This is a genomic window from Hydrogenophaga sp. (genome assembly GCF_051860785.1).
Lineage (GTDB): Bacteria > Pseudomonadota > Gammaproteobacteria > Burkholderiales > Burkholderiaceae_C > Hydrogenophaga.
In genome coordinates this window covers 311130-333432 of the sequence record NZ_JBIMLB010000001.1, presented here as the reverse complement: position 1 = coordinate 333432, position 22303 = coordinate 311130, and the positions used below count along the sequence as shown (strand labels likewise).

Genomic DNA, 22303 nt, shown 5'->3' with positions numbered 1-22303 from the left:
GATAACGAAAACGAAAAATACCCAGGCGCGCCGGGGGCCGGCCCTCAGGCCGCGATCGCCAGAAACTCGGGTTCGGTCACCAGCACCTGCAGATCGATCTCCTGCCAGGACTGTCCCTGGAGATCCACCAGCGAGCGCGTGAAAAAGCCGGGCGCATTCGCGGGAGCGTCGCCAACAGCACTGAACATGGAGGGGTTGCGCAGGCCGAGCAGGCGATCGATCCAGATCACCGCGTTGACGCCGAGCGCGGCGTGCAGGCTCACCAGGCGGGACTCGGAGGTGACGCGTTCGGCCTGGCCCGGGCCCGCAGCTGGCGCGTCGGTCGCCGTGGCCACGAGGCGTGCGAGGTCGACCACCCCATGCAGGCCGCCGCGAAGGCTGGCCACACCGGCATACCAGGGCTTGGTGTAGGGCACCCGCTGGACCGGAGACCAGGGAAAGATCTCACCGGACTGCACGAGCGGGAGCAGATAGCGCTTCCCTTCGGCTTCGACCGCCAGCCAGGTGGCTGTGACGGCTTCGGTCTTGGCGACCGTCAAACGCTGGGCCAATCGTTCCTGGAGTTCCTTGAGGGACTGACGTTTGGCCATGCTGTTCGTGAATCAGGTCTGTGCGGCAATCAGCCGAGCGCCCGGATCTTGGACAGCAATTCTTCCGCATTGACCGGCTTGGTGACGTAGTCGCGTGCGCCTTGGCGCATGCCCCAGACACGGTCGGTCTCCAGATTTTTGCTAGTGCACATGACGATGGGAATGCTCGAAAACTGGGGGTCCCGCGTGATGGCACGCGTGAGCTGAAATCCATTCTGACCGGGCATCACGACGTCCATCAGGATCAAGTCGGGCTTTTCCTCGCCTAGCCGACGGAAGGCCTCGTCCGCATTCTCAGCGGTGCGCACGGTGTAGCCGTTTTTACCCAGCAGGTCCGACAGCACCATGAGTTCGGTCTTGGAGTCATCGACCACGAGAATCTTGTGGATGGGCATCAAAGTGCTCCGGTGAGGTTGGTACCGAACTGCTGCACGGCTTGCAGCAACTGGTCTTTGGTGAAGGGTTTGGTGAGGTATTCCTGCGAACCGACCATGCGCCCGCGCGCCTTGTCGAAAACACCGTCCTTGGACGAGAGCATCACGACAGGGATGTTGGCGAAGCGCAGGTTGCGTTTGATGATGGCGCAGGTCTGGTAGCCATCGAGTCGGGGCATGAGGATGTCGCAGAACACCAGGTCAGGCTGGTAGTCGTTGATCTTGGCCAGGGCATCGAAGCCATCGTCGGCCAGCAGGACTTCATGCCCACCCTGCTTGAGGAAAATCTCGGCGCTGCGGCGAATGGTGTTGCTGTCGTCAACGACCAGGACTTTCAGGGCAGGTGTAGTGCTCACGGTTCACTGGCTCCAGAGGTTGGGACAGGTGGGATACGAGCGGGCCGCATGCGTCGACCGGGCTCGTCACAAGACCATCAAGCGCGCCGATCCATGCTCAGATCTGCACCATTTCGAAATCTTCCTTGCGGGCACCGCATTCAGGACAGGTCCAGTTCATCGGCACCTCGGACCAGGGGGTGCCGGGTGCCACGCCGTGGTCCGGCGCACCGGCTTCCTCGTCGTAAATCCACCCACAAATCAGGCACATCCAAGTCTTCGTTTCGGTCATGGTTATAGGGGGCATTGTTCTAGAATGCAAGCATTGTATCGAGCCATGTGTACCGCTCCACAAGCCGTTTCGGCCGGCTGTCGATCACGCCTGGAACCCAATGTGACGCATTGCCCGGATGAGCGCCACGCACCCTGATCTTTCCCAAATTCCATGCCCGATACACCCAACACTCCGGCCTCTTCCACGGTCGAGGCACCCGGAGAATCCTCCCTTCCCTGCGTGATGGTCTTCAACGCCAGCGACCCCAGCGGTGCGGGCGGACTCAGTGCCGACATCACCGCCATGTCCAGCGCATCGGCCCACGTGTTGCCCGTGGTCACAGGCGCCTACGTGCGCGACACCAGCGACATCCACGACCACATTGCCTTCGATGAAGAGGCCGTGGCCGACCAGGCACGCTGCGCGCTGGAAGACATGCCTGTGCAGGCCTTCAAGGTCGGTTTTGTCGGCAGTCCCGAAAACCTGAGCGCGATTGCCGAGATCACCACCGACTACGCCGAGGTGCCGGTGATCACCTACATGCCCGACCTCTCATGGTGGGACGAGGTGGCCATCGAGACCTACCTGGATGCCTGCGCCGAGTTGCTGCTGCCGCAGACCACGGTGTTGGTGGGCAACCACAGCACGCTGTGCCGCTGGCTGCTGCCCGAATGGGAAGGTGACCGCGCGCCGAGCCCACGCGAAGTGGCGAGAGCCGCCGCCGTGCACGGTGTGCCCTACACGCTGGTGACCGGGTTCAACGCGGCCGATCAATACCTGGAGAGCCACCTGGCCACGCCCGAGACCGTGCTGGCCACGGCACGCTACGAGCGCTTCGAAGCCACATTCACCGGTGCTGGCGACACGCTTTCGGCTGCCCTGTGTGCCCTCATCGCGGGCGGTACCGACCTGCAGGCTGCGTGCGCGGAGGCCCTGACCTACCTCGACCAGTGCCTGGACGCGGGCTTCCAGCCCGGCATGGGCCACGCGGTGCCCGACCGCATGTTCTGGGCGCACGACGACGACGGCACTGAAGACGAACCGGCAACGGAAAGCACGCTCGACGCCGACGACTTCCCGCTCGACACCACCCGGCATTGATCCACGCATGACCACCAACGACCGCAACCAGCAACTCTTCGACCGCGCCAAGGCCCTGATCCCCGGCGGCGTCAACTCACCCGTGCGGGCGTTCCGCGCGGTGGGCGGAACGCCGCGTTTCGTGCAGCGCGCGCAGGGCGCCTACTTCTGGGACGCCAATGGCCAGCGCTACATCGACTACATCGGATCGTGGGGACCCATGATCCTGGGCCACGGGCACCCTGCCGTGGTGGAGGCGGTTCAGAAAGCGGCGCTCGAGGGTTTCTCTTTCGGTGCACCGACCGAGCGTGAGGTGGAGCTGGCCGAGGCCATCATCGAGCTGGTGCCCAGCATCGACATGGTGCGGCTGGTGAGCTCGGGCACCGAGGCCGGCATGAGCACGATCCGTCTGGCGCGCGGAGCGACCGGTCGCAAGAAGATCATCAAGTTCGAGGGCTGCTACCACGGTCATGCCGATGCGCTGCTGGTGAAGGCCGGATCGGGTCTGGCCACCTTCGGCAACCCCACCAGCGCCGGCGTGCCCCCCGAGGTCGTGCAGCACACACTGGTTCTTGAATACAACAACGTGGCGCAGGTCGAAGCCGCATTCGCCGAGCATGGCACCGACGTGGCCTGTCTGATCATCGAGCCCATCGCGGGCAACATGAACTTCGTGCGCGCCTCGGTGCCGTTCATGAAGCGTTGCCGCGAGCTGTGCACACAACACGGCGCGCTGCTGGCTTTCGATGAAGTGATGACCGGTTTCCGCGTCGCCCTCGGAGGGGCGCAGAGCGTCTACGCGAAGCTCATACCCGGCTTCGAGCCCGACATGACGGTGATGGGCAAGGTGATCGGCGGCGGCATGCCGCTCGCGGCCTTCGGTGCGAAGCGCGCAGTGATGGAACAGCTTGCACCGCTGGGCGGTGTCTACCAGGCGGGCACGCTGTCGGGCAACCCGGTGGCCACGGCCTGCGGGCTGGCCACGCTGAAAGAGATCCGCAAGCCCGGTTTCTTCGAAGCGCTGTCGGCCACCACGCGATCCCTGGTCGATGGCCTCAAGGAGGCTGCGGCAGCCCAGGGCGTGGCACTGAGTGGCGACAGCGAGGGTGGCATGTTCGGGTTCTTCCTGTTCGACGAACTGCCGCAGAACTACGCCAAGGTGATGACCACGGACGGCGCGCGCTTCAATACCCTCTTCCACGGCCTGCTGAACCGCGGCGTGTACATCGCCCCCGCGCTGTACGAAGCCGGCTTCGTGAGCGCCGCTCATACCGAGCAGGACATCGCCGACACGGTGAGCGCGGCGCGCGACATCTTCAAGAAGCTGTAACGCGCCGGCGCAGTGGCGCCTTCAGTGTCTGAAGTGGCGAACGCCGCTGTAGACCATCACCACGCCGCGTTCGTCCGCCGCGTCGATCACTTCCTGATCGCGCATGCTGCCTCCGGGCTGGATGACGCAGGTGGCGCCCGCGTCCACCACCACATCGAGCCCGTCGCGGAACGGGAAGAACGCATCGCTCGCCACCGCCGTGCCCTGCAGCGACAGCTTGGCGTGGCCCGCCTTGATGCTGGCGATGCGCGCCGAGTCCAGGCGGCTCATCTGGCCGGCGCCCACACCCATGGTCATGCCGTCCTTGCAGAACACGATGGCGTTGGACTTCACGTACTTGGCCACCTTCCACGCGAACAGCAGGTCCTCGATCTGCTGTTCGCTGGGCTGCAGCTTGGTCACGACCTTGAGGTCGCTGCGCTGAAGCTCGTGGTTGTCGGCCGACTGGATCAGGAGACCCGAGCCGATGCGCTTGACGTCGTGCGCGTTGCGGCCCTGCAGCCAGTCGGTGGCGCCGCCCGGGGGCAGGTCGATCTGCAGCACGCGCACATTGGCCTTGGCCTTGAACACCTCCAGCGCCTCGGGCGTGTAGCCCGGTGCCATGAGCACCTCGACGAACTGCTTGCTGATCGCCTGCGCGCCCGCACCATCGAGCAAGCGGTTGAGCGCAATGATGCCGCCGAAGGCACTGGTGGGATCGGTCTGGAAAGCCTTGGCGTAGGCCTCGGCCGCGTCCTTGCCCACGGCCACGCCGCAGGGGTTGGCGTGCTTGACGATCACGCAGGCAGGGGCTGCGAAGCTCTTCACGCACTCCCACGCGGCGTCGGCATCGGCGATGTTGTTGTAGCTGAGTTCCTTGCCCTGCAGCTGCTTCGCGCTCACCAGCGAACCGGGCGCGGGATACAGGTCGCGGTAGAAGGCGGCGCTCTGGTGCGGGTTCTCGCCGTAGCGCAGGTCCTGCAGCTTGACGAAGCGGCCATTGGACTGGCCTGGGAACTGGCTGCGCCGGGGCACAGCGGCGGTTTCGTCGAAATCGATGCTGGAGAGATAGTCGCTGATGGCGGCGTCGTAGTTGCTGATGCGGTTGAACGCCGCCACCGACAGCGCAAAGCGCGTCTTCAGGCTGAGCTGGCCGCTGGCCTTGAGTTCATCGATCACGGCCGGGTATTGCGCGGCATCGGTGAGCACGGCCACGTCTTTCCAGTTCTTGGCCGCACTGCGCACCATGGCCGGGCCGCCGATGTCGATGTTCTCGATCGCGTCGTCCAGCGTGCAGCTGGCCTTGGCGACGGTCGCCTCGAAGGGGTAGAGGTTGACGATCAACAGGTCGATCGTGTCGATGCCTTGGGTCTTGAGTGCGGCCATGTGCTCGGGCAGGTCGCGGCGCGCCAGCAGGCCGCCATGCACCTTGGGATGCAGGGTCTTCACGCGGCCATCGAGCATCTCGGGGAAACTGGTCACCTCGGCCACTTCGGTCACGGGCAGGCCTTTTTCAGCGAGCAGCTTGGCGGTGCCACCGGTGGAGATGAGCGACACGCCCAGCCCGTGCAGGGCCTGGGCGAGTTCGACGATGCCGGTCTTGTCGGAGACGGAAATGAGTGCGCGCATGAATCGATGGGAAGGGGAGTTTGAAATCGGATCGCTCAGTCGAGGAGCTTGTGTTCGAGCAACTTCTTGCGCAGCGTGTTGCGGTTCAGGCCCAGCCACTGCGCAGCGCGCGACTGGTTGTTCTGCGCCTGCTCCATCACCACCTCGAGCAGGGGTTTTTCCACTGCCTTGACCAGCATCTCGTGCAGGTTGTCGGGGTCGGTGCCGTTGAGATCGCGGAAGAAGTCTTCCATGCTGGCACGCACACAGTCGTGCAGTTTGCTCTGTTTCATGCGGCCAGTTTCCAGTTGTCTCTCGGGATGGTTATTGTGTCGGCGGACCACTCGTCCAGGCTGTGGCTCACGCAGCGCAACTGTGCCTCGACCGTGGTCGTGGCGTTGACGCGCGAGCGAAACAGGGCAGCCGCGCCCGGGGGCAAGGGCAGCGACTGCGCGTACCAGCCGAGGTGCTTGCGCGCGCTGCGCACGCCGGTGTACTCGCCGTACAGGTCGTAGTGATCGTGCAGGTGATCGAGCAACCAGCTCCGCACGTCTGCCAGCGAGGGAGGCGGCAGGTGCTGACCCGTGGCGAGGAAGTGGGCGATCTCGCGAAAGATCCAGGGCCGGCCCTGCGCGGCGCGGCCGATCATGATGGCGTCGGCGCCCGTGCGCTGCAGCACCTCGAGCGCGCGCTCGGGCGAGTCGACGTCGCCATTGGCCACCACCGGAATCCGCACACGGCTCTTGATGTGGGCCACGGTGTCGTGCTCGGCTTGGCCCTTGTAGCCTTGCTCGCGCGTGCGGCCATGCACGGTGAGCATCTGCACACCCGCGGCTTCGGCGGCGAGCGCCAGCGTGGGGGCGTTGCGAACGCTCGCGCACCAGCCGGTGCGCATCTTGAGCGTGACCGGCACGCCGTGCGGCGCGCTGGCCGCGACCACCGCCTCCACGATCTCCATGGCCAGCACCTCGTCCTGCATCAGCGCCGACCCGGCCCATTTGTTGCAAACCTTCTTGGCGGGGCAGCCCATGTTGATGTCGATGATCTGCGCGCCGCGGTCGATGTTGTAGCGCGCGGCGTCGGCCATCATCTGCGCGTCGGTGCCGGCGATCTGCACCGAGATCGGCGCAGCCTCGCCTTCGTGGTTGGCGCGGCGCGAGGTCTTGAGGCTGTCCTGCAGATCCGGACGTGAGGTCACCATCTCGCTGACCGCATAGCCCGCACCCAGGCGCTTGCACAGTTTGCGGAATGGCCGGTCCGTCACGCCCGCCATCGGTGCGACAAACAGGGCATTGGGCAGGGTGAAGGCCCCGATTTGCATGGCGGTGGGAGAATCAGCGTCGAGCGGTTGAACGGCCGCGAGCCCTGCCCAGGCAGGGTGCGAGAGGAAGGCGATTGTATCTGCCTGTTTTTTCAGCAGACGATATCGCACCGAACTTTTTTCCATCCACCTGCCCGACCCGATCGCGCCGGTCTTTTGCCGCGCCACTGCCGTCTCTCATGCCCGCCTGGATGAATCACCTGATGGAACTGCTGTCGCTGCCCGAGTTCGGGCTCAGCACGGTGTTCGTGGTGGCCTTCGTCTCGGCCACGCTGCTGCCCCTGGGCTCCGAGCCGGCTGTGTTCGGCCTGATCAAGCTCAACCCCGACATGTTCTGGCCGGCCATCGTGGTCGCCACCATCGGCAACACGCTGGGCGGGGCCGTGAGCTGGCTGATGGGTTTCTACACGCACAAGGCGGTGGACCGGGCGCGCGGCAGCTCGACCGAGTTGCGCGCGCTGCACTGGCTGGAGCGCTTCGGCCCCAAGGCCTGCCTCATGAGCTGGTTGCCCGTGGTAGGCGATCCGCTGTGCGCCGTGGCTGGCTGGATGAAGTTTCCCTTCTGGCCCTGCCTGCTCTACATGGCCATCGGCAAGTTCGCCCGCTACCTCACCATGACGGCGGCGCTGTTGTGGTTCTTCCCCGGAAGCTTTCACCCATGAGCGTTGCCACCCCCGCCCTGCCCCGCGCCCTGTGGGCGCTGATGGTGGGCAACTTCGTGATCGGCACCGGCGTCATGCTGGTGCCCGGCACGCTCAGCGACATCAGCACCTCGCTCGGCGTGTCGATTCCCCAGGCGGGCCAGCTCATCACGGCGGCGGCGATCCTCATGGGCCTGGGTGCGCCGGCCTTCGCCAGCCTGGTGGCGGGCTGGGACCGGCGGCGCCTGCTGGCCCTGTCGCTGATCTGGTACGGCCTGCTGACCGCCGCCTGCGCGCTGGCACCGAACTACGCCACCCTGCTGCCGCTGCGCGTGCTGGCCGTCATCGCACCGGCCATCTTCACGCCACAGGCCGCGGCCAGCGTGGGCCTGCTGGTGTCGCCCGAGCAGCGGGGTCGCGCCATCACGTTCGTGTTTCTCGGGTGGTCGGTGGCGTCCGTCATGGGCATGCCGCTGGCGGCCTGGATCGGCGGTGAGTTCGGTTGGCGCTGGGCATTCGGTCTGGTGGCCTTGATGTCCTTTGCCAGCGGCTGGTGGGTCTGGCGCGAAATGCCCAACGGCATCAGGCCGGCCGCTCTGTCGCGCCAGGCCTGGCAGGCAACGCTGGGTTCGGCACCGCTGATGGTGGTGGTGGGTGTGACGCTGCTGGGCGGCTTTGGCCAGTTCGTGCTGTTCTCTTACCTGGCGCCCTACTTCTCTCAGACGCTGGGCCTCGGTGGCGGCGGTTTGTCGCTGCTGTTCCTGTGGTTCGGCGCGTTCGGCCTGCTGGGGAACATGCTCCTGTCCCGCTGGATCGACCGCCTCGGCGCATCCCTGTCGGTGCTGATCGCGCTGGGTGCCATGGCGCTGAGCCTGCTGCTGTGGCCGCTGGGTCAGAGCGGGCTGTGGCAGCAGGCCCTGGTGATCGTGCCCTGGGCATTGGGCTGTTTCTCGATGAACTCCGCGCAACAGGCTCGGCTGGTCCACATGTCGCCAGCGCTTGCCCCCGCCACGGTGGCGCTCAACAGCTCGGGCATCTACGCCGGGCAGGCGCTGGGCGCTGCCCTGGGCGGCGTGATGATCGCGCAAGGCCACATGCTGCGGCTCAACGAGGTCGGCCTGTGGTTGCTCCTGCTGTCCATGGCCCTGAGTGTGTGGGCCGAGCGCCTTCAGAAACGTTCTTGCGCCGCCAGGTAGCGCCACTGGCCGGAAGGCAGGCCGTCCAGGCCGATGCGGCCCAGGCGCAGGCGACGCACGCCCGCCAGCTTCAGGCCAGCGCGCTCGGCCAGGAATGCCACCTGGCCCGGCAGCGTGCCCTTGATGGCCAGGCGAAGTCGCCGCTCGCTTTGCCAGCTGGCACGCGCCACCGGCAGGCTGGTGCCCTCGAAAAACAGCAGCTTGCCCAACGACTGCAACACCGCCTCGCGTCGCGCGGCGTCGTCGAGCTCGGGGTCGTTTTGCACCTCCACCAGCCACTCGTGTTCGAGCGGCGATGAGCCGTCGGTGATCTTGCGCTGCACGCTCGGGTTCTGCGTGAACACCATCAACCCGCCGGCCGCGGGTTCCAGCGGCGAGACCGGGATCAGTCGGTGACCATGGGCCTTGAGCGGGCGCACGCCGGAGCGGTCGCCCTTGAAGCGTGTGGCCGGGGCGAGCCAGCGGGCCGCGAGTTCATCCGACAGAAACGCATCTTCAGGGAGTGCCTGTCCGGCTGGCTTGTGCCAGATCAACGTGACCGGTACCAGAGGTTCCAGGCGCGCCTTGGCGTCGAGTGCCACAACCTGGGCGTCCTGCACGCGCGCCATGGGCTCTTCCACCACCGTGCCATCCACCCGCACCCAGCCGCCCGCAATATAGAGCTCGGCGTCGCGGCGCGAGCACGGCACTTGCGCCGCCAGGCGTTTGGCCAGGCGCTGGGGCTCGGCCATCAGCTGCTGAACAGGAAGTTCATCACGTCGCCATCCTTGACGACGTAGTCCTTGCCTTCGGCGCGCATCTTGCCCGCGTCCTTGGCGCCCTGCTCGCCTTTCAGGGCGATGTAGTCGTCGAAGGCAATCGTCTGGGCGCGGATGTAGCCCTTCTCGAAATCGGTGTGGATCACGCCGGCGGCCTGGGGGCCGGTGTCGCCGACGTGGATGGTCCAGGCGCGCACTTCCTTCACGCCGGCGGTGAAGTAGGTCTGCAGACCGAGCAACTGGTATGCCGCACGGATCAACCGGTTCAGACCAGGTTCATCCTGCCCCAGTTCCTTGAGGAATTCGAGCCGGTCGGCATCGTCCATCTCGGCGAGTTCGGCCTCGATCTTGGCGCAGATGGCCACCACCGGTGCGTTCTGCTTCTTCGCAAATTCGCGCAGGCGGTCCAGGAAGGGGTTGTTCTCGAAGCCGTCTTCGGACACGTTGGCCACGAACATGGCTGGCTTGGCCGTGATCAGGAAGAACTGCTTGAGCTGGGCACGCTCTTCCTTGCTGAAGTCGATGGTGCGCACCGGCTGCGTGTCGTTGAGCGCGACCTGGCATTTCTCCAGGATGGCGAGCTGCTTGATCGACTCCTTGTCGCCCGAGCGCGCGGTCTTGCTCACACGGTGGATGGCCTTCTCCACCGCCGCCAGATCGGCGAGGCAAAGCTCGGTCTGGATGACTTCGATGTCGGCGATCGGATCGACCTTGTTGGCCACATGGATCACGTTGGGGTCTTCGAAGCAGCGCACCACGTTGACGATGGCGTCGGTTTCGCGGATGTGGGCCAGGAACTTGTTGCCCAGGCCTTCACCGGTGCTCGCGCCCGCCACCAGGCCGGCGATGTCCACGAATTCCACGATGGCCGGCACGACGCGTTCGGGTTTGACGATGTCGGCGAGTTGCTGCAGGCGCGGGTCGGGCACCTCCACCACGCCGGTGTTGGGCTCGATGGTGCAGAAGGGGTAGTTCTCGGCCGCGATGCCGGCCTTGGTCAAGGCGTTGAAGAGGGTGGACTTGCCGACGTTGGGCAGGCCCACGATGCCGCATTGGAGGCTCATGGAGGGGCTTTCGGGTTCAGCGGGGAAACCCGCGATTTTACGGGCGAGCGGCTTTTCTCAGTCAAAGCGCCATTCGGCGGTGACGGCCTGACCGACCCGCAGAAATTGCCCATCTCCCTCGATCACGATGGCGTTCATGCCAAAGGTCACCGCGCCTTTCAGTCGCGCGTCCTGGCGGTAGCCCTGCAGGGCGTCACTCACGGCGGGGCTGGAGCTTGCGGTATCGGGGTCGACGTTGGGGATGGGGCAGCGTGCACAAGGCTTGACGGTTTCGATCACCGCCGCGCCATCGTCGCCGGTCGCGATGCGCATGGGGCCGACACGGTCTTCGTCGTGCGCGTCCAAGCCACGCAACACGATGTTGGGGCGGAAACGGCGCATGTCCACCGGCGTTTCGCCGGCCGCCACCAGGCGCTCGTTGAGGCCAGCCAGCGAGGCCGTGCTGGTCACCAGCAACGCAAAACCGTCAGCAAACTGGGTTCCGGCCTCGCGGCCACCCAGCCAGCGCGCGTTGCTGGCGCGGCGCACCTCGGGGTCGAAGCGCGCCAGGCGCAATTCCTTCAGCTCCTCCGGCGCGTCGGCGCCGAGGAAATCGCTGAACCACTGGGCCGCGAGGTCGCCCATGTCGCAGGCCATCACCTCGTCGTCCCACACACGCACCTTCAACGGCCCCTCGGCGGCGTTCAACTCCAGGTGCAGTGCCAGCATGCCCGGGGCGCGCAGCACGAGCTGGCCCATCTTGAAAGTGGGCTGGATCAGCGCCATGCGCGGCAGTTCGCGTTGGCTCACGAACTCTCCCTGGGCGTCCACCACCATCCAGGCGCGATCGAAAAGCAGGCCGGTGTCGGTCAGTTCGGCCTCGTCCACCTTCACGCCGGCACACGATTTCACCGGGTAGATCCAGAGCTGGTCGATGGTGGCCCGCACGTCGGCGGTGGATGGGGTTAAGGCTTGGGTCATGGTGGACGGGGTGCTGAAGGCGACAGACGGGCGCAGGACATGCGCTGGCGAGAAGGCCCGGATTGTGCCCTGCTCCTAGAATCGCTGCATGAACCCGAATGCCCCCCGCCCCGGCTCGACCCGGCGTTTCGACGTCGCCATCCGCGGGGCCGGCGTGGTGGGCCAGACCTTGGCGCTGCTGCTGGCGCGCGACCGTTTGCGCGTGGCGCTGGTCGGCCACACCCGCGCCGAATCGCACCAGCCCGATGTGCGCGCCTATGCCCTCAACGCCGCTTCGCGCGACCTGCTGCGCTCGGTGCGCGCCTGGCCCGAAGCCGGCCCACAGGACGATCGCACGCCGCCCATCACCCCCGTGACCGCCATGCAGGTGTGGGGCGACGACGGCGGCGAACTGGCCTTCTCCGCCGACGACCAAGGGGCCGAGGCCCTCACCTGGATCGTGGACGTGCCGGCACTCGAGCAGCGGCTGAACGACGCGGTGGGTTTCCAGGGTGGCATTGAACACATGGCCGAAGCACCGGTCGCGGCCCTCACCGTGGTCTGCGAGGGCAAGCGCAGCCAGACGCGCGATGAACTCGGGCTTGACTTCGACGTGCGCCCCTATCCCCACAAAGCGCTGGCCGCCCGCCTGCATTGCGAACAGCCACACGGCGGCATCGCGCGTCAGTGGTTTGCCCACGGCGAGGTGATGGCCCTGCTGCCGCTGGGCGGCGAAACCGGGAACTCCGTGGCGCTGGTGTGGTCAGTTCCTGCACAGCAGGCCGATACCTGGCTGCAAGCCGACCCCGACACTTTCACCCAGGCCGTACAGGCGCGCAGCGCACAGGCCCTGGGCCACATGCACATGGAAAGCCCCGCTCAGGCCTGGCCCCTCGAACTCTCCCGCGCCCAGCGCTGGATCGCCCGCACCGCGAAAGGTGGTGTGGCGCTGGCCGGCGATGCAGCACATGCCATGCACCCCCTTGCAGGCCAGGGACTCAACGTGGGTCTGGCCGACGTGGCCGAACTCGCGCGCGTGCTGCAGCAGCGAGAGTACTGGCGCGAACTGGGCGACCTCAGGTTGCTGCGCCGCTACGAACGTGCGCGCGCCGCCGAGGTGGGCGCGATGGGCTGGGTCACCGATGGCCTGTTCGGCCTGTTCTCACACGACGACACGCGCGTGCAGGCCTTGCGCAACTGGGGGCTCTCCGGCTTCGACCGCAGCGGCCCGCTCAAGCGCTGGATCGCGCGCCAGGCCATGGGTCCATCCAGTGCCTGAGCGCCTGCGCTGCTTTTCACACTCTCCCCGACCAAGCCCACACGGCCCCTCGATGAAACTCCTCAAACACCTTTTGATCGCAGCGCTCGCCGCCCTGTCCCTGGGCGCCCTGGCGCAGGAGGCAGCGATTCGCAAGAACCTTCCCGAACGCGTACCCAACCTGCCCGCCATCCAGGAAGTCACCAAGACCCCGTTTCCCGGCGTCTGGGAGGTGCGCCTGGCCGGCAACCGCCTGATCTATTCCGACGACAACGGCAACTACATCTTCCAGGGTGCACTCATCGACACGCGAAAGCGCGTCAACCTCACCGAGGCGCGCATCGAGCAGCTCACGGCCATCGCCTTCAAAGACCTGCCGCTGAAGGACTCTTTCAAGCTGGTCAAGGGCAAGGGCACGCGCCAGCTGGCGGTGTTCGAAGACCCGAACTGCAGTTACTGCAAGCGCCTGCACCGCGAACTCGCGAAGATGGACGACCTCACCATCCACGTGTTTCTGATCCCGGTGCTGGGTGACGACTCGGTCGACAAGACCGAACGCATCTGGTGCGCGAAAGACAGGGCGAAGACGTACCTGGGCTGGATGTTGAACAACCAGCCTCCCGAGTCAGCCACTTGCGACACCGCCGCGATCGAGCGCAACAGCAAACTCGCCAGCGAGCACGGGATCAACGGCACGCCCACCCTGTTCTTCACCAACGACAAGCGCGTGCCCGGCTTCATCCCGAGCGATCGCCTCGAAGCCATGCTCAAGGAAGCCAAGTGACGACATCGCGAGGTCGCTCCCCGTCCCCTCGCGCCGCCGTGCGCTACACCGTCTCCGTCCTCAGCGCCCACGCACACCTCTTCGCCATCACGCTGCGCGTGCAGAGCGCGGCGAAGAACCAGCGCGTGAGCCTGCCGGTGTGGATTCCAGGCAGCTACCTGGTGCGCGAGTTCTCGCAACACCTGCAGAACCTGGGTGCCTGGCAGGATGGCCAGCCGGCGGAGCTGAAGCAGCTCGACAAGCACCGCTGGCAGGTCCGCTGCGAAGCCGGCAAGCCCCTGGAACTGCGCTACGAGGTCTACGCCTTCGACGCCTCGGTGCGCACCGCCTTCCTGGACGCCACACGCGGCTTCTTCAACGCCACCAGCCTGTGCCTGCAGGTGCTGGGCCAGGAAGACCAGCCGCACGCGCTGGAGATCGAGCCCGGCCCGGCCACCGAAGGCTGGCAGGTCGCCACTGGCCTGTCGCCCCACCGCGTGGACGCCGACGGTTTTGGTCACTACCGCGCGCGGGACTACGACGAGCTCGCCGACTGCCCGGTGGAGATGGGCCGCTTCTGGAGCGGTCGGTTCACCGCCGCTGGCGTGGAGCACCGCTTCGTGGTCAGCGGCGCGGGTGCCTGGATGGACGGCGCGCGCCTGCTGGAAGACACGCGGCGCGTGTGCGAAGCGCAGATCGCCCTTTGGCATGGACAAGGCGGCGAAAAACCACCCTTTGATCGCTACGTGTTCATGCTGTACGCCAGCGGCGACGGCTACGGCGGCCTGGAGCACCGCAACTCCACCGCCCTGATCTGCCAGCGCAGCGACCTGCCGCGCCAGCGCGCACCGGGTGAGAAGCCTGCACCGCTGAAGGCCACCGACGGCTACACCACGCTGTTGGGTCTCATCAGCCACGAGTACTTCCACACCTGGAATGTCAAGCGCCTGCGCCCGGCCGAATTCGCGCGCTACGACTACAACGCCGAGAACCACACCGAACTGCTCTGGTTCTTCGAAGGCTTCACCAGCTACTACGACGACCTGATGCTGCGCCGCGCCGGCCTGATCGACGAAGCCTGCTACCTGCAGCTCGTGGCCAAGACGCTCAACCAGGTGCGCCAGACGCCGGGCCGGCTGGTGCAGACCGTGGCGCAGGCCAGCTTCGACGCCTGGGTGAAGTACTACCGCGTGGGCGAGAACACGCCCAACGCCACGGTGAGCTACTACACCAAGGGCGCGCTGGTGGCCCTGTGCCTGGACCTGACCTTGCGCGCCGAAGGCCACAGCTCGCTCGACGCCGTGATGCGCGAACTGTGGCAACGCTGCAAGGGTGGACCGATGCGCGAGGCCGACCTGCTGCGCGCGCTCAAGCGCCTGGGAAAACGCGGCTTCGAGGGCGAGATCGCCGCCTGGGTGCACAGCACGGCCGAGCTGCCCTTGCCCTCGCTGCTGCAGGAGGCCGGTGCCAAGGTGACGCACGAGAAGGCGCCCCTGGCCCAGCAACTGGGGCTGCGCGTGGCCGAAGTGAATGGCAGTGTGCTGCTCAAGAACGTGCTGCGAGGCGGGGCGGCCGAGGCAGCCGGCATGGCACCGGGTGACGAATGGCTCGGTATCGAGCTGCCCGCGCCCAGACGCGGCGGCGCGGCCGAAGCCTGGCGCATCCACAAGCTCGACGAAGTGGCCGAGCTGCGGGGTTTGCAACCCAGTCTCACGGCCCTTGTCTCGCGGGACCGGCGCCTGTTGCGTTGCACGCTGCATTGGCCCACGGAATCACAGACGGTGCGCCTGGCGGTGGGCGATGCGGTACGCCTGGCGCTCTGGCTTCAGGAATGAAGCGGATCAGTAACGGGGAAGTCTTGCGACCAGTTCCTGATCGAACCGCTGCAGCGTCGCAGCGCCCTTGAGATTGGACAGACCGTCGCGGATGCGCGGCAACACGGTCAACAGATCAACCGGCGTCTTGCAGGATTCGACGCGCATCGCCAGGGGTTCTCCCATGGGGCCCAGTTGGTCGTTGATGAAGCGGACCATCATTCGGCGTGCTTCGCTGAAGGGCAGCGGCGGCAGCGCGCTGGGTTCGGCCTCAGGCGCCTGAACGGGCGCCATGGCCGCCACAGCAGGTTCGGCGGCGATCACCGCGGACTGGACCGATTCCACCCATCCGGCGGCCAGCAGTTGCTCCAGCAAGGGCGCAGCGCTGCCTTCACCACCCGAGAGCTTGTCCAGTTCGACCACAGGCCGCTTGCCATCCACCATGATGAGCAGCGAGCGCAGCCGGGGTCCCAGGCTGGGCGGTCGACTGGTCAGGGCTTCACGGCCCTGGTCGGTCTTGACGAACAGTGTGTTTTTGTCCATGCGCATCCCAAACTTTGCGGAAATGTAAGCGCAGCCGGGGGACGTGCCAAGCGGGTTGGCCCTCAACGGTCGGTTTCTGCGTCTCCTGTGGCGATCAAGCCGAGGAACAGGGGACTTTTCGCACAACCTCGCGCAAGGTGCGTGGCGCCTAGCGTTGTCGCAGATCCACAACCCTTTTGGCCTTGCCCTGGCTGCGTTCCACGCCCCCTTCGGCCTTGAGCTCGATCGCCACGCTGCTGCCCACATAGACCTTGATCTCGTGCTGCAGCAGTTGCGCCGCCGAACGTGCCTCGGTGCTGTCGGGCGCGAGCCCTGGGCGCGTCTCCACCACCACGGTCAGGTTGTCCATGGGACCCTCGCGCGTGAGCACGCACTGGTAATGCGCACTGAGCTCGGACCGCTTGAGGATGAGTTCCTCGATCTGCGTGGGGAACACGTTGACACCGCGCACGATCATCATGTCGTCACTGCGGCCGGTGATCTTCTCCATGCGACGCATGGTGCGCGCGGTACCTGGCAGCAGACGTGTGAGGTCGCGGGTGCGGTAGCGGATGATGGGCAGCGCTTCCTTGGTCAGGCTGGTGAACACCAGTTCGCCCATCTCGCCATCGGGCACCGGCTCGCCGGTCTCGGGGTGGATGATCTCGGGGTAGAAGTGGTCCTCCCAGATGGTGGGACCGTCCTTGGTCTCCACGCACTCGTTGGCCACGCCGGGACCCATCACTTCGGACAAGCCGTAGATGTCCACCGCGTCAATGCCCATGCGCGCTTCGATCGCCATGCGCATGTCGTTGGTCCACGGCTCGGCACCGAAGATGCCCAGACGCAGGCTGCTCTCACGCGGGTCCATGCCGATGCGCTCGAATTCGTCGGCAATGGCCAGCATGTAGCTGGGCGTGACCATGATGATGTCGGGCCGGAAATCCTGGATCAGCTGCACCTGGCGTTCGGTCTGACCGCCGCCGAAGGGCACCACCGTGAGGCCGAGCTTCTCGGCGCCGTAGTGCGCGCCCAGTCCACCCGTGAACAGGCCATAGCCATAGCTCACGTGCACCAGGTCGCCCGGACGGGCGCCGCTGGCGCGGATGCTGCGCGCCATCACGCCGGCCCAGGTGTCGATGTCTTTCAGCGTGTAGCCCACCACGGTGGGTTTGCCGGTGGTGCCGCTGCTGGCGTGGATGCGCGCGCAGCGTTCGCGCGGCACCGCAAACATGCCGAAGGGGTAGCTGTCGCGCAGGTCCTTCTTGGTGGTGAACGGAAACTTCGCCAGGTCGGCCAGGCTGCGGCAGTCATCGGGGTGCACGCCGGCCTCGTCGAACTTGGCTCGGTACACGGGCGAGTTCTGGTATGCATGGCGCAGCGTGCCCTGCAGGCGCTTGAGCTGCAGCGCGCGCAGCTCGTCCAAGCTGGCTTTCTCGATCGGTTCGAGGGGAAATGTGTTCATGCTTCCTCCGGAAAGACGGTGCCCTGGATGACCGCGCTCTTGCCGCGGAACATCGCCACCACCTCGCCGCGCTGGTTGGTGACCTTCATGTCGTAGATGCCATGGCGCCCGCTCAGCGTCTGCTCGACGCCTTCGCAGGTCAGCACATCACCGGCGTGCGTGGGCCGCAGGAATTCGATGCTGCAACCGGCTGCCACAGCGTTCTTGTTGTGGCTGTTGCAGGCAAAGGCGAAGGTGGAGTCCGCCAGCGTGAAGATGAAGCCTCCGTGGCAGATCTGGTGGCCATTGAGGTGCAGCGGTTTCACCGCCATGCGCAACACGGCCCGGCCCGGCTCGCAGGCCAGCAGTTCCATGCCCATGGTGTCCTTGCTCGCGGTGTCGACCGCGAACATCGTCTCGCCCACCCTCCTGGCTTTGTCTTGGGGACTCATCATTCCCCCTTGAACTTCGCCGGCCGCTTTTCACGAAAGGCCATCACGCCCTCGATGTAATCGTGCGTGCGGCCCAGCGCCGATTGCATGTCGCGTTCCGCGTCCAGTTGCTGGTTCAGCGTGCGGGTGCCGGCATCCCGAAGCAAGGCGCGCGTGGCCACCAGCGCCTTGGTGGGCATGACCGCGAGCCGCTCGGCCAGCGCCATCGCAGCACCCACGCAGTCGTCCGACACGTCCCACACCAGGCCCCACTCCTTCGCCTGGGCGGCCGGCAGCTTGTCGCCCGTCATGGCCAGCGCCATGGCGCGCGCCAGGCCCAGGCGCTCGACCAGGAACCAGCTGCCGCCCGCGTCGGGAATCAGGCCGATCTTGCTGAACGCCTGGATGAAGCTCGCGCCGGTGGCGGCGATGGCGATGTCGCAGGTCATGGCCAGCGAGGCACCCGCGCCCGCCGCCACACCATTGACGGCCGCGATGGTGGGCATGCGCAGCGCTTGCAGCCGTCGCGCCGTGGGGTTGAACGCCTGGTCGATCACCGGCCCGGGGTCGGCTCGCTTCACCAGATCCGGCCCGGGCTCGAAGTCGAATTCGGCCAGGTCGGCGCCGGCGCAGAAGCCGCGCCCGGCGCCGGTGACGACCAGCGCACGCACCGCCGGGTTGGCCTCGGCGCGGTCCAGCGCGGCCCAGAGGTCGCGGTGCATCTGGCGGGTGAAGCTGTTGAGTGCCTCGGGTCGGTTGAGCGTGAGCAGGGCAACGGCCCCGCGCTCTTCATACACCACGGTGGTGGTGGCGGTGGTGGCGGTCATGGTCTTGTCGTCTCCTCGAATGGGGGGTCTGGCCGCAATTTACCATTAACCAACCACTCGGTCGGCTAATGTTTTCCCGGGGGCCGGGCGCGTCTCTATCTATATAGTCACGGGCTTTCAACCCGACGCCGTTGCCCCAGGAGACACCATGACCACCACCTCACCCGAACTCATCACCGTGCGCACCGAAGGGCGTGTGGGCATCGTCACGTTGAACCGGCCCAAGCAGCTCAACGCACTCAACAACCAGTTGATGGACGAACTGGGCGCCGCGCTCAAGGCCTTCGACGCCGACGAGGACATCGGCTGCATGATCATCACCGGCAGCGAAAAGGCCTTTGCGGCGGGCGCGGACATCGGCGCCATGGCCAGCTACACCTTTGCCGACGTCTACAACGGCGACTACATCACCCGCAACTGGGAAACCATCCGCTCGATCCGCAAGCCGGTGATCGCTGCCGTCAGCGGCTTTGCCCTGGGCGGCGGTTGCGAACTGGCCATGATGTGCGACTTCATCATCGCCGCCGACAACGCGAAGTTCGGCCAGCCCGAGATCAAGCTGGGCATCATCCCCGGCGCGGGCGGCACGCAGCGCCTGCCGCGCGCGGTGGGCAAGTCCAAGGCCATGGACATGGTGCTCACCAGCCGCATGATGGACGCCAACGAAGCCGAGCGCGCCGGACTGGTGAGCCGCGTGGTGCCGCTCGACAAGCTGATGGACGAGGCTCTGGGCGCCGCCCTGATCATCTGCGGCTTCTCGCTGCCCAGCGTGATGGCGGCCAAGGAATCGGTCAACCGCGCATTCGAAAGCAGCCTGTCCGACGGCGTGATGTTCGAGCGCCGACTGTTCCACGCGATGTTCGCCACCGAGGACCAGAAAGAAGGCATGGACGCCTTTGTGAACAAGCGCCCCGCGACCTTCCAGCACCGCTGAGAGGCCCGGAAAAGCTGGCTATAATGCGCGCTTCGCTGGCGATATAGCTCAGTTGGTTAGAGCGCAGCATTCATAATGCTGATGTCGGTGGTTCAAGTCCACCTATCGCCACCAGCACACACCAGAAGCGGGTTCCGGCAACGGACCCGCTTCTTTCATTTGGGGCATGCAGCATGGCCTTGAAATCGACCATTTTCAAAGCGAGCCTGCAGATCGCCGACATCGACCACGGCTACTACGCCGACCACGCGCTCACCCTAGCCCGCCACCCCAGCGAAACCGATGAACGCATGATGGTCCGCCTGGTGGCACTCGCGATCCACGCGCACGAGCTGCAGGACACCTGCCGGGGCGACGGCACGCTGGCCTTTGGTGCCGGTCTGTCCGACCCGGACGACCCCGACGTTTCCCTGACCGACTTCACGGGCCGCAAGCGCCTGTGGATCGAGGTCGGTCAGCCGGAAGACAAGCCGCTGGCCAAGGCATGCAGCAAGGCCGATGCGGTGGTGGTCTACGCTTTCGGCAGCGCCGCCGATGTGTGGTGGCGCGGCATCGAGAGCAAGCTCTCGCGCCTGGACCGCCTGCAGGCCTGGCGCCTGCCCACCGAGGTGGCGCCCGCCCTGGCGCAACTCGCCGAACGCAGCATGCAGTTGCAGGCCACGGTGCAGGAAGGCGCGCTCACGCTCTCGAGCGAGCGCGGCAGTGTGCACATCGAGCCGGTTCGCTGGAAATAAGCCTTCTCGCCCGGCCGTGCGCTGCCCTGTCTGCGAAGGCCCGCACGGCCAGCACTTCCAGACCATCGATGGGCGCACCTACGCCCGCTGCGGGCGATGCGAAGCCACCTTCCTGCTGCCGCAGCACTGGCCGACGCCCGAAGCCGAGCGGGCCGAATACGAACTGCACCGCAACACCGATGACGACACGGGCTACCGGGCCTTTCTCTCGCGACTGGCCGTACCGCTTTTGCAGCAGGTTGCGCCCGGCAGCAGGGGCCTGGATTTCGGCTGTGGCCCCGGGCCGGTGCTGGCCAAAATGCTGCGTGAGGCCGGACACAGCGTGAGCCTGTACGACCCGTTCTTCCACGCGGACCCGGCGGTGTTGAATGACCGCTACGACTTCATCACCTGCACCGAGGTGATCGAACACTTCCACCATCCCGCGGCCGAGTTCCGGCGTCTGGATGCGATGCTGCACCCTGGCGGCTGGCTGGCACTGATGACGCGCTTCCAGACCGACGACGCGCGCTTCGCGCAGTGGCACTATCGGCGCGACCCGACCCACGTGGTGTTCTACCGCGAACGCACGCTGCAATGGCTCGCGCAGCACCACGGCTGGCGTTGTGAAGTACCCTGTGCCGACGTGGCCCTGATGCGCAAGCCGACTTTGACCGGAGACACCCCATGACCCAGCAAGCCCCATCGCTCGACACCTCCCTTGCCGCCGCCGTGGCGCAAAGCGCCGCCGACTATGCGCGGCGCAACCCCGCCAGCCAGGCCCAGTACGAACGCGCCCTGCAGGTCATGCCCGGTGGCAACACGCGCAGCGTGCTGTTCTACGAACCGTTTCCGCTGGCGATCCGCCGCGGCGAGGATTGCCGCCTGTGGGATGCGGACGGCCACGAGTACACCGACTTCCTGGCCGAGTTCACCGCCGGCCTCTACGGGCATTCGAACCCGGTGATCCGTGTCGCGGTGCAGGCCGCGCTGGAAAACGGCATCAACCTCACTGGCCACAACCTGCTGGAGAGCGAACTCGCGCGCCTGGTCTGCGACCGCTTTCCCTCCATTGCGCGGTTGCGCTTCACCAACTCCGGCACCGAAGCCAACCTGATGGCCATCGCGGTGGCCAAGGCCTTCACCCGGCGCGGCAAGGTCCTGGTGTTCCAGGGTGCGTACCACGGCGGCGTGCTCACGTTCGCCAAAGGCCATTCGCCGGTCAACGTGCCGCACGACTTCCTGATCGGCCGCTACAACGACATTGCAGACGCTCAGGCGCTGATCCAGGCGAATGCGGGTGAACTCGCGGCGGTCCTGGTCGAGCCCATGCAGGGCGCGGGCGGCTGCATTCCTGCCACACCCGAATTCCTGGCGGCGTTGCGTGAAGCTACGCAGGACACGGGCGCGCTGCTGATCTTCGACGAGGTCATGACCTCGCGGCTCGGCCCGCAGGGCCGGCAGGGCCAGCTCGGCATCACGCCCGACCTGACCACGCTCGGCAAATACATCGGCGGCGGCATGTCCTTTGGTGCTTTCGGTGGCCGTGCGGACGTGATGGCGCTGTTCGACCCGCGCCACCCGGACGCCCTCGCACACGCCGGCACCTTCAACAACAACGTGCTCACCATGTCGGCCGGCATCGCGGGCCTGAGCCAGCTTTACACCGCCGAGGCCGCACTGGCCCTCAACGCGCTGGGCGACGGCATGCGGGAGCGGCTGAACGCGGTCTGCCGCGAGCAAGGCGTGGCGCTGCAGTTCACCGGCCTGGGCTCGCTGATGAACCTGCAGGCGACCGCCCGCCCGATCGACCACATCGGCGACACGACGGACACCGATCCGCGCATCAAGGACCTGTTCTTCTTCCACATGCTTGAGGCGGGCCTCTACGTGGCACGGCGTGGCTTTACCGTGCTCTCGCTGCCCATCACCCCTTCGCACGTCGACAAGTACGTCAGCGCTTTCGAGTCCTTCGTGCAACGCCATCGCACCCTGCTCGCACCGGCCTGACCATCCGGTCGTCGCCGGGCCGCCGCCCGGCGCCCGGC

The 22303-nt window shown here is 66.3% G+C and carries 25 protein-coding genes and 1 tRNA gene; 12 read left to right on the top strand and 14 right to left on the bottom strand.

Annotation, left to right across the window (positions count from 1 at the left end):
• Positions 1 to 44 precede the first annotated feature (44 nt).
• The 4 genes from ACTIF6_RS01575 to ACTIF6_RS01560 all read right to left on the bottom strand — a co-directional run bounded on the left by ACTIF6_RS01575 (position 45) and on the right by ACTIF6_RS01560 (position 1651).
• Positions 45 to 590, bottom strand: a complete 546-nt coding sequence (locus ACTIF6_RS01575; RefSeq protein WP_439586245.1) for a chemotaxis protein CheW — start codon at positions 588 to 590, stop codon at positions 45 to 47.
• Positions 591 to 619: 29 nt separating this feature from the next.
• Positions 620 to 985 carry a response regulator gene (locus tag ACTIF6_RS01570; protein ID WP_439586244.1) on the bottom strand — a complete coding sequence of 122 codons (366 nt, stop codon included), beginning with the start codon at positions 983 to 985 and terminating at the stop codon, positions 620 to 622.
• The gene (locus ACTIF6_RS01565; RefSeq protein ID WP_439586243.1) at positions 985 to 1380 is read right to left on the bottom strand and encodes a response regulator; all 396 of its coding nucleotides are present in this window, start codon (positions 1378 to 1380) and stop codon (positions 985 to 987) included. The genes ACTIF6_RS01570 and ACTIF6_RS01565 overlap by 1 nt, the downstream gene beginning before the upstream one ends.
• A gap of 97 nt (positions 1381 to 1477) precedes the next feature.
• Positions 1478 to 1651, bottom strand: a complete 174-nt coding sequence (locus ACTIF6_RS01560) for a rubredoxin (RefSeq protein ID WP_439586242.1) — start codon at positions 1649 to 1651, stop codon at positions 1478 to 1480.
• 153 nt (positions 1652 to 1804) lie between these two features.
• On the opposite strand from ACTIF6_RS01560, the gene thiD reads away from it, so the two are divergent.
• Positions 1805 to 2734: a bifunctional hydroxymethylpyrimidine kinase/phosphomethylpyrimidine kinase gene (gene thiD, locus ACTIF6_RS01555; RefSeq protein ID WP_439586241.1), complete on the top strand. Its 930-nt coding sequence runs from the start codon at positions 1805 to 1807 to the stop codon at positions 2732 to 2734.
• A 7-nt stretch (positions 2735 to 2741) separates the two neighbouring features.
• Positions 2742 to 4043, top strand: coding sequence for a glutamate-1-semialdehyde 2,1-aminomutase (hemL, locus tag ACTIF6_RS01550; protein ID WP_439586240.1), 1302 nt, complete (start codon positions 2742 to 2744; stop codon positions 4041 to 4043).
• Between the two features lie 21 nt (positions 4044 to 4064).
• Here hemL and purH read toward each other — a convergent pair whose 3' ends face one another.
• Genes purH through dusB form a run of 3 tightly spaced genes read right to left on the bottom strand, consistent with a single transcriptional unit; the run spans position 4065 to position 6951 of the window.
• Positions 4065 to 5651, bottom strand: coding sequence for a bifunctional phosphoribosylaminoimidazolecarboxamide formyltransferase/IMP cyclohydrolase (gene purH / locus ACTIF6_RS01545; protein WP_439586239.1), 1587 nt, complete (start codon positions 5649 to 5651; stop codon positions 4065 to 4067).
• Positions 5652 to 5686: 35 nt separating this feature from the next.
• Positions 5687 to 5923, bottom strand: a complete 237-nt coding sequence (locus ACTIF6_RS01540; protein WP_439586238.1) for a helix-turn-helix domain-containing protein — start codon at positions 5921 to 5923, stop codon at positions 5687 to 5689.
• Complete coding sequence (gene dusB / locus ACTIF6_RS01535; protein ID WP_439586237.1) at positions 5920 to 6951, bottom strand: tRNA dihydrouridine synthase DusB; 1032 nt, start codon at positions 6949 to 6951, stop codon at positions 5920 to 5922. Before dusB ends, ACTIF6_RS01540 begins: the two co-directional genes overlap by 4 nt.
• A gap of 179 nt (positions 6952 to 7130) precedes the next feature.
• On the opposite strand from dusB, the gene ACTIF6_RS01530 reads away from it, so the two are divergent.
• Together ACTIF6_RS01530 and ACTIF6_RS01525 are read left to right on the top strand one after the other, a co-directional pair.
• Positions 7131 to 7613 (top strand): YqaA family protein, encoded by a 483-nt coding sequence (locus tag ACTIF6_RS01530; RefSeq protein WP_439586236.1) that lies wholly within the window; start codon positions 7131 to 7133, stop codon positions 7611 to 7613.
• Positions 7610 to 8788 (top strand): MFS transporter, encoded by a 1179-nt coding sequence (locus tag ACTIF6_RS01525; protein ID WP_439586235.1) that lies wholly within the window; start codon positions 7610 to 7612, stop codon positions 8786 to 8788. The genes ACTIF6_RS01530 and ACTIF6_RS01525 overlap by 4 nt, the downstream gene beginning before the upstream one ends.
• Here the strand turns inward: ACTIF6_RS01525 and ACTIF6_RS01520 are convergent.
• The 3 genes from ACTIF6_RS01520 to ACTIF6_RS01510 are packed head-to-tail and all read right to left on the bottom strand — an operon-like array spanning position 8761 to position 11570.
• Positions 8761 to 9519, bottom strand: coding sequence for an RNA pseudouridine synthase (locus ACTIF6_RS01520; RefSeq protein ID WP_439586234.1), 759 nt, complete (start codon positions 9517 to 9519; stop codon positions 8761 to 8763). The two genes, ACTIF6_RS01525 and ACTIF6_RS01520, sit on opposite strands and share 28 nt — an antisense overlap.
• Entirely contained in the window at positions 9519 to 10610 is a 1092-nt protein-coding gene (gene ychF / locus ACTIF6_RS01515; RefSeq protein ID WP_439586233.1) for a redox-regulated ATPase YchF, read from the bottom strand. The genes ACTIF6_RS01520 and ychF overlap by 1 nt, the downstream gene beginning before the upstream one ends.
• A gap of 57 nt (positions 10611 to 10667) precedes the next feature.
• Entirely contained in the window at positions 10668 to 11570 is a 903-nt protein-coding gene (locus ACTIF6_RS01510) for an MOSC domain-containing protein (RefSeq protein WP_439586232.1), read from the bottom strand.
• 88 nt (positions 11571 to 11658) lie between these two features.
• On the opposite strand from ACTIF6_RS01510, the gene ACTIF6_RS01505 reads away from it, so the two are divergent.
• The 3 genes from ACTIF6_RS01505 to ACTIF6_RS01495 are packed head-to-tail and all read left to right on the top strand — an operon-like array spanning position 11659 to position 15405.
• Positions 11659 to 12828: an FAD-dependent monooxygenase gene (locus ACTIF6_RS01505; RefSeq protein ID WP_439586231.1), complete on the top strand. Its 1170-nt coding sequence runs from the start codon at positions 11659 to 11661 to the stop codon at positions 12826 to 12828.
• A 52-nt stretch (positions 12829 to 12880) separates the two neighbouring features.
• The gene (locus tag ACTIF6_RS01500) at positions 12881 to 13591 is read left to right on the top strand and encodes a DsbC family protein (protein ID WP_439586230.1); all 711 of its coding nucleotides are present in this window, start codon (positions 12881 to 12883) and stop codon (positions 13589 to 13591) included.
• Positions 13588 to 15405 carry a M61 family metallopeptidase gene (locus tag ACTIF6_RS01495; protein ID WP_439586229.1) on the top strand — a complete coding sequence of 606 codons (1818 nt, stop codon included), beginning with the start codon at positions 13588 to 13590 and terminating at the stop codon, positions 15403 to 15405. The genes ACTIF6_RS01500 and ACTIF6_RS01495 overlap by 4 nt, the downstream gene beginning before the upstream one ends.
• Positions 15406 to 15411: 6 nt before the next feature.
• Here the strand turns inward: ACTIF6_RS01495 and ACTIF6_RS01490 are convergent, their stop codons facing one another.
• The 4 genes from ACTIF6_RS01490 to ACTIF6_RS01475 all read right to left on the bottom strand — a co-directional run bounded on the left by ACTIF6_RS01490 (position 15412) and on the right by ACTIF6_RS01475 (position 18608).
• Positions 15412 to 15927: a hypothetical protein gene (locus ACTIF6_RS01490; protein ID WP_439586228.1), complete on the bottom strand. Its 516-nt coding sequence runs from the start codon at positions 15925 to 15927 to the stop codon at positions 15412 to 15414.
• Positions 15928 to 16075: 148 nt separating this feature from the next.
• Positions 16076 to 17371 carry a phenylacetate--CoA ligase PaaK gene (paaK, locus tag ACTIF6_RS01485; protein ID WP_439586227.1) on the bottom strand — a complete coding sequence of 432 codons (1296 nt, stop codon included), beginning with the start codon at positions 17369 to 17371 and terminating at the stop codon, positions 16076 to 16078.
• Positions 17368 to 17802 carry a hydroxyphenylacetyl-CoA thioesterase PaaI gene (gene paaI / locus ACTIF6_RS01480; RefSeq protein WP_439586226.1) on the bottom strand — a complete coding sequence of 145 codons (435 nt, stop codon included), beginning with the start codon at positions 17800 to 17802 and terminating at the stop codon, positions 17368 to 17370. Before paaI ends, paaK begins: the two co-directional genes overlap by 4 nt.
• Positions 17802 to 18608 (bottom strand): enoyl-CoA hydratase-related protein, encoded by an 807-nt coding sequence (locus ACTIF6_RS01475; RefSeq protein WP_439586225.1) that lies wholly within the window; start codon positions 18606 to 18608, stop codon positions 17802 to 17804. The genes paaI and ACTIF6_RS01475 overlap by 1 nt, the downstream gene beginning before the upstream one ends.
• A gap of 148 nt (positions 18609 to 18756) precedes the next feature.
• On the opposite strand from ACTIF6_RS01475, the gene ACTIF6_RS01470 reads away from it, so the two are divergent.
• The 5 genes from ACTIF6_RS01470 to ACTIF6_RS01450 all read left to right on the top strand — a co-directional run bounded on the left by ACTIF6_RS01470 (position 18757) and on the right by ACTIF6_RS01450 (position 22265).
• Entirely contained in the window at positions 18757 to 19542 is a 786-nt protein-coding gene (locus tag ACTIF6_RS01470; RefSeq protein ID WP_439586224.1) for an enoyl-CoA hydratase, read from the top strand.
• A gap of 37 nt (positions 19543 to 19579) precedes the next feature.
• Positions 19580 to 19656, top strand: a tRNA-Met gene (locus ACTIF6_RS01465).
• 59 nt (positions 19657 to 19715) lie between these two features.
• Positions 19716 to 20276: a YaeQ family protein gene (locus tag ACTIF6_RS01460; RefSeq protein ID WP_439586223.1), complete on the top strand. Its 561-nt coding sequence runs from the start codon at positions 19716 to 19718 to the stop codon at positions 20274 to 20276.
• A gap of 16 nt (positions 20277 to 20292) precedes the next feature.
• Positions 20293 to 20946: a class I SAM-dependent methyltransferase gene (locus tag ACTIF6_RS01455; RefSeq protein ID WP_439586222.1), complete on the top strand. Its 654-nt coding sequence runs from the start codon at positions 20293 to 20295 to the stop codon at positions 20944 to 20946.
• The gene (locus ACTIF6_RS01450) at positions 20943 to 22265 is read left to right on the top strand and encodes an aspartate aminotransferase family protein (protein ID WP_439586221.1); all 1323 of its coding nucleotides are present in this window, start codon (positions 20943 to 20945) and stop codon (positions 22263 to 22265) included. Before ACTIF6_RS01455 ends, ACTIF6_RS01450 begins: the two co-directional genes overlap by 4 nt.
• Positions 22266 to 22303 lie beyond the last annotated feature (38 nt).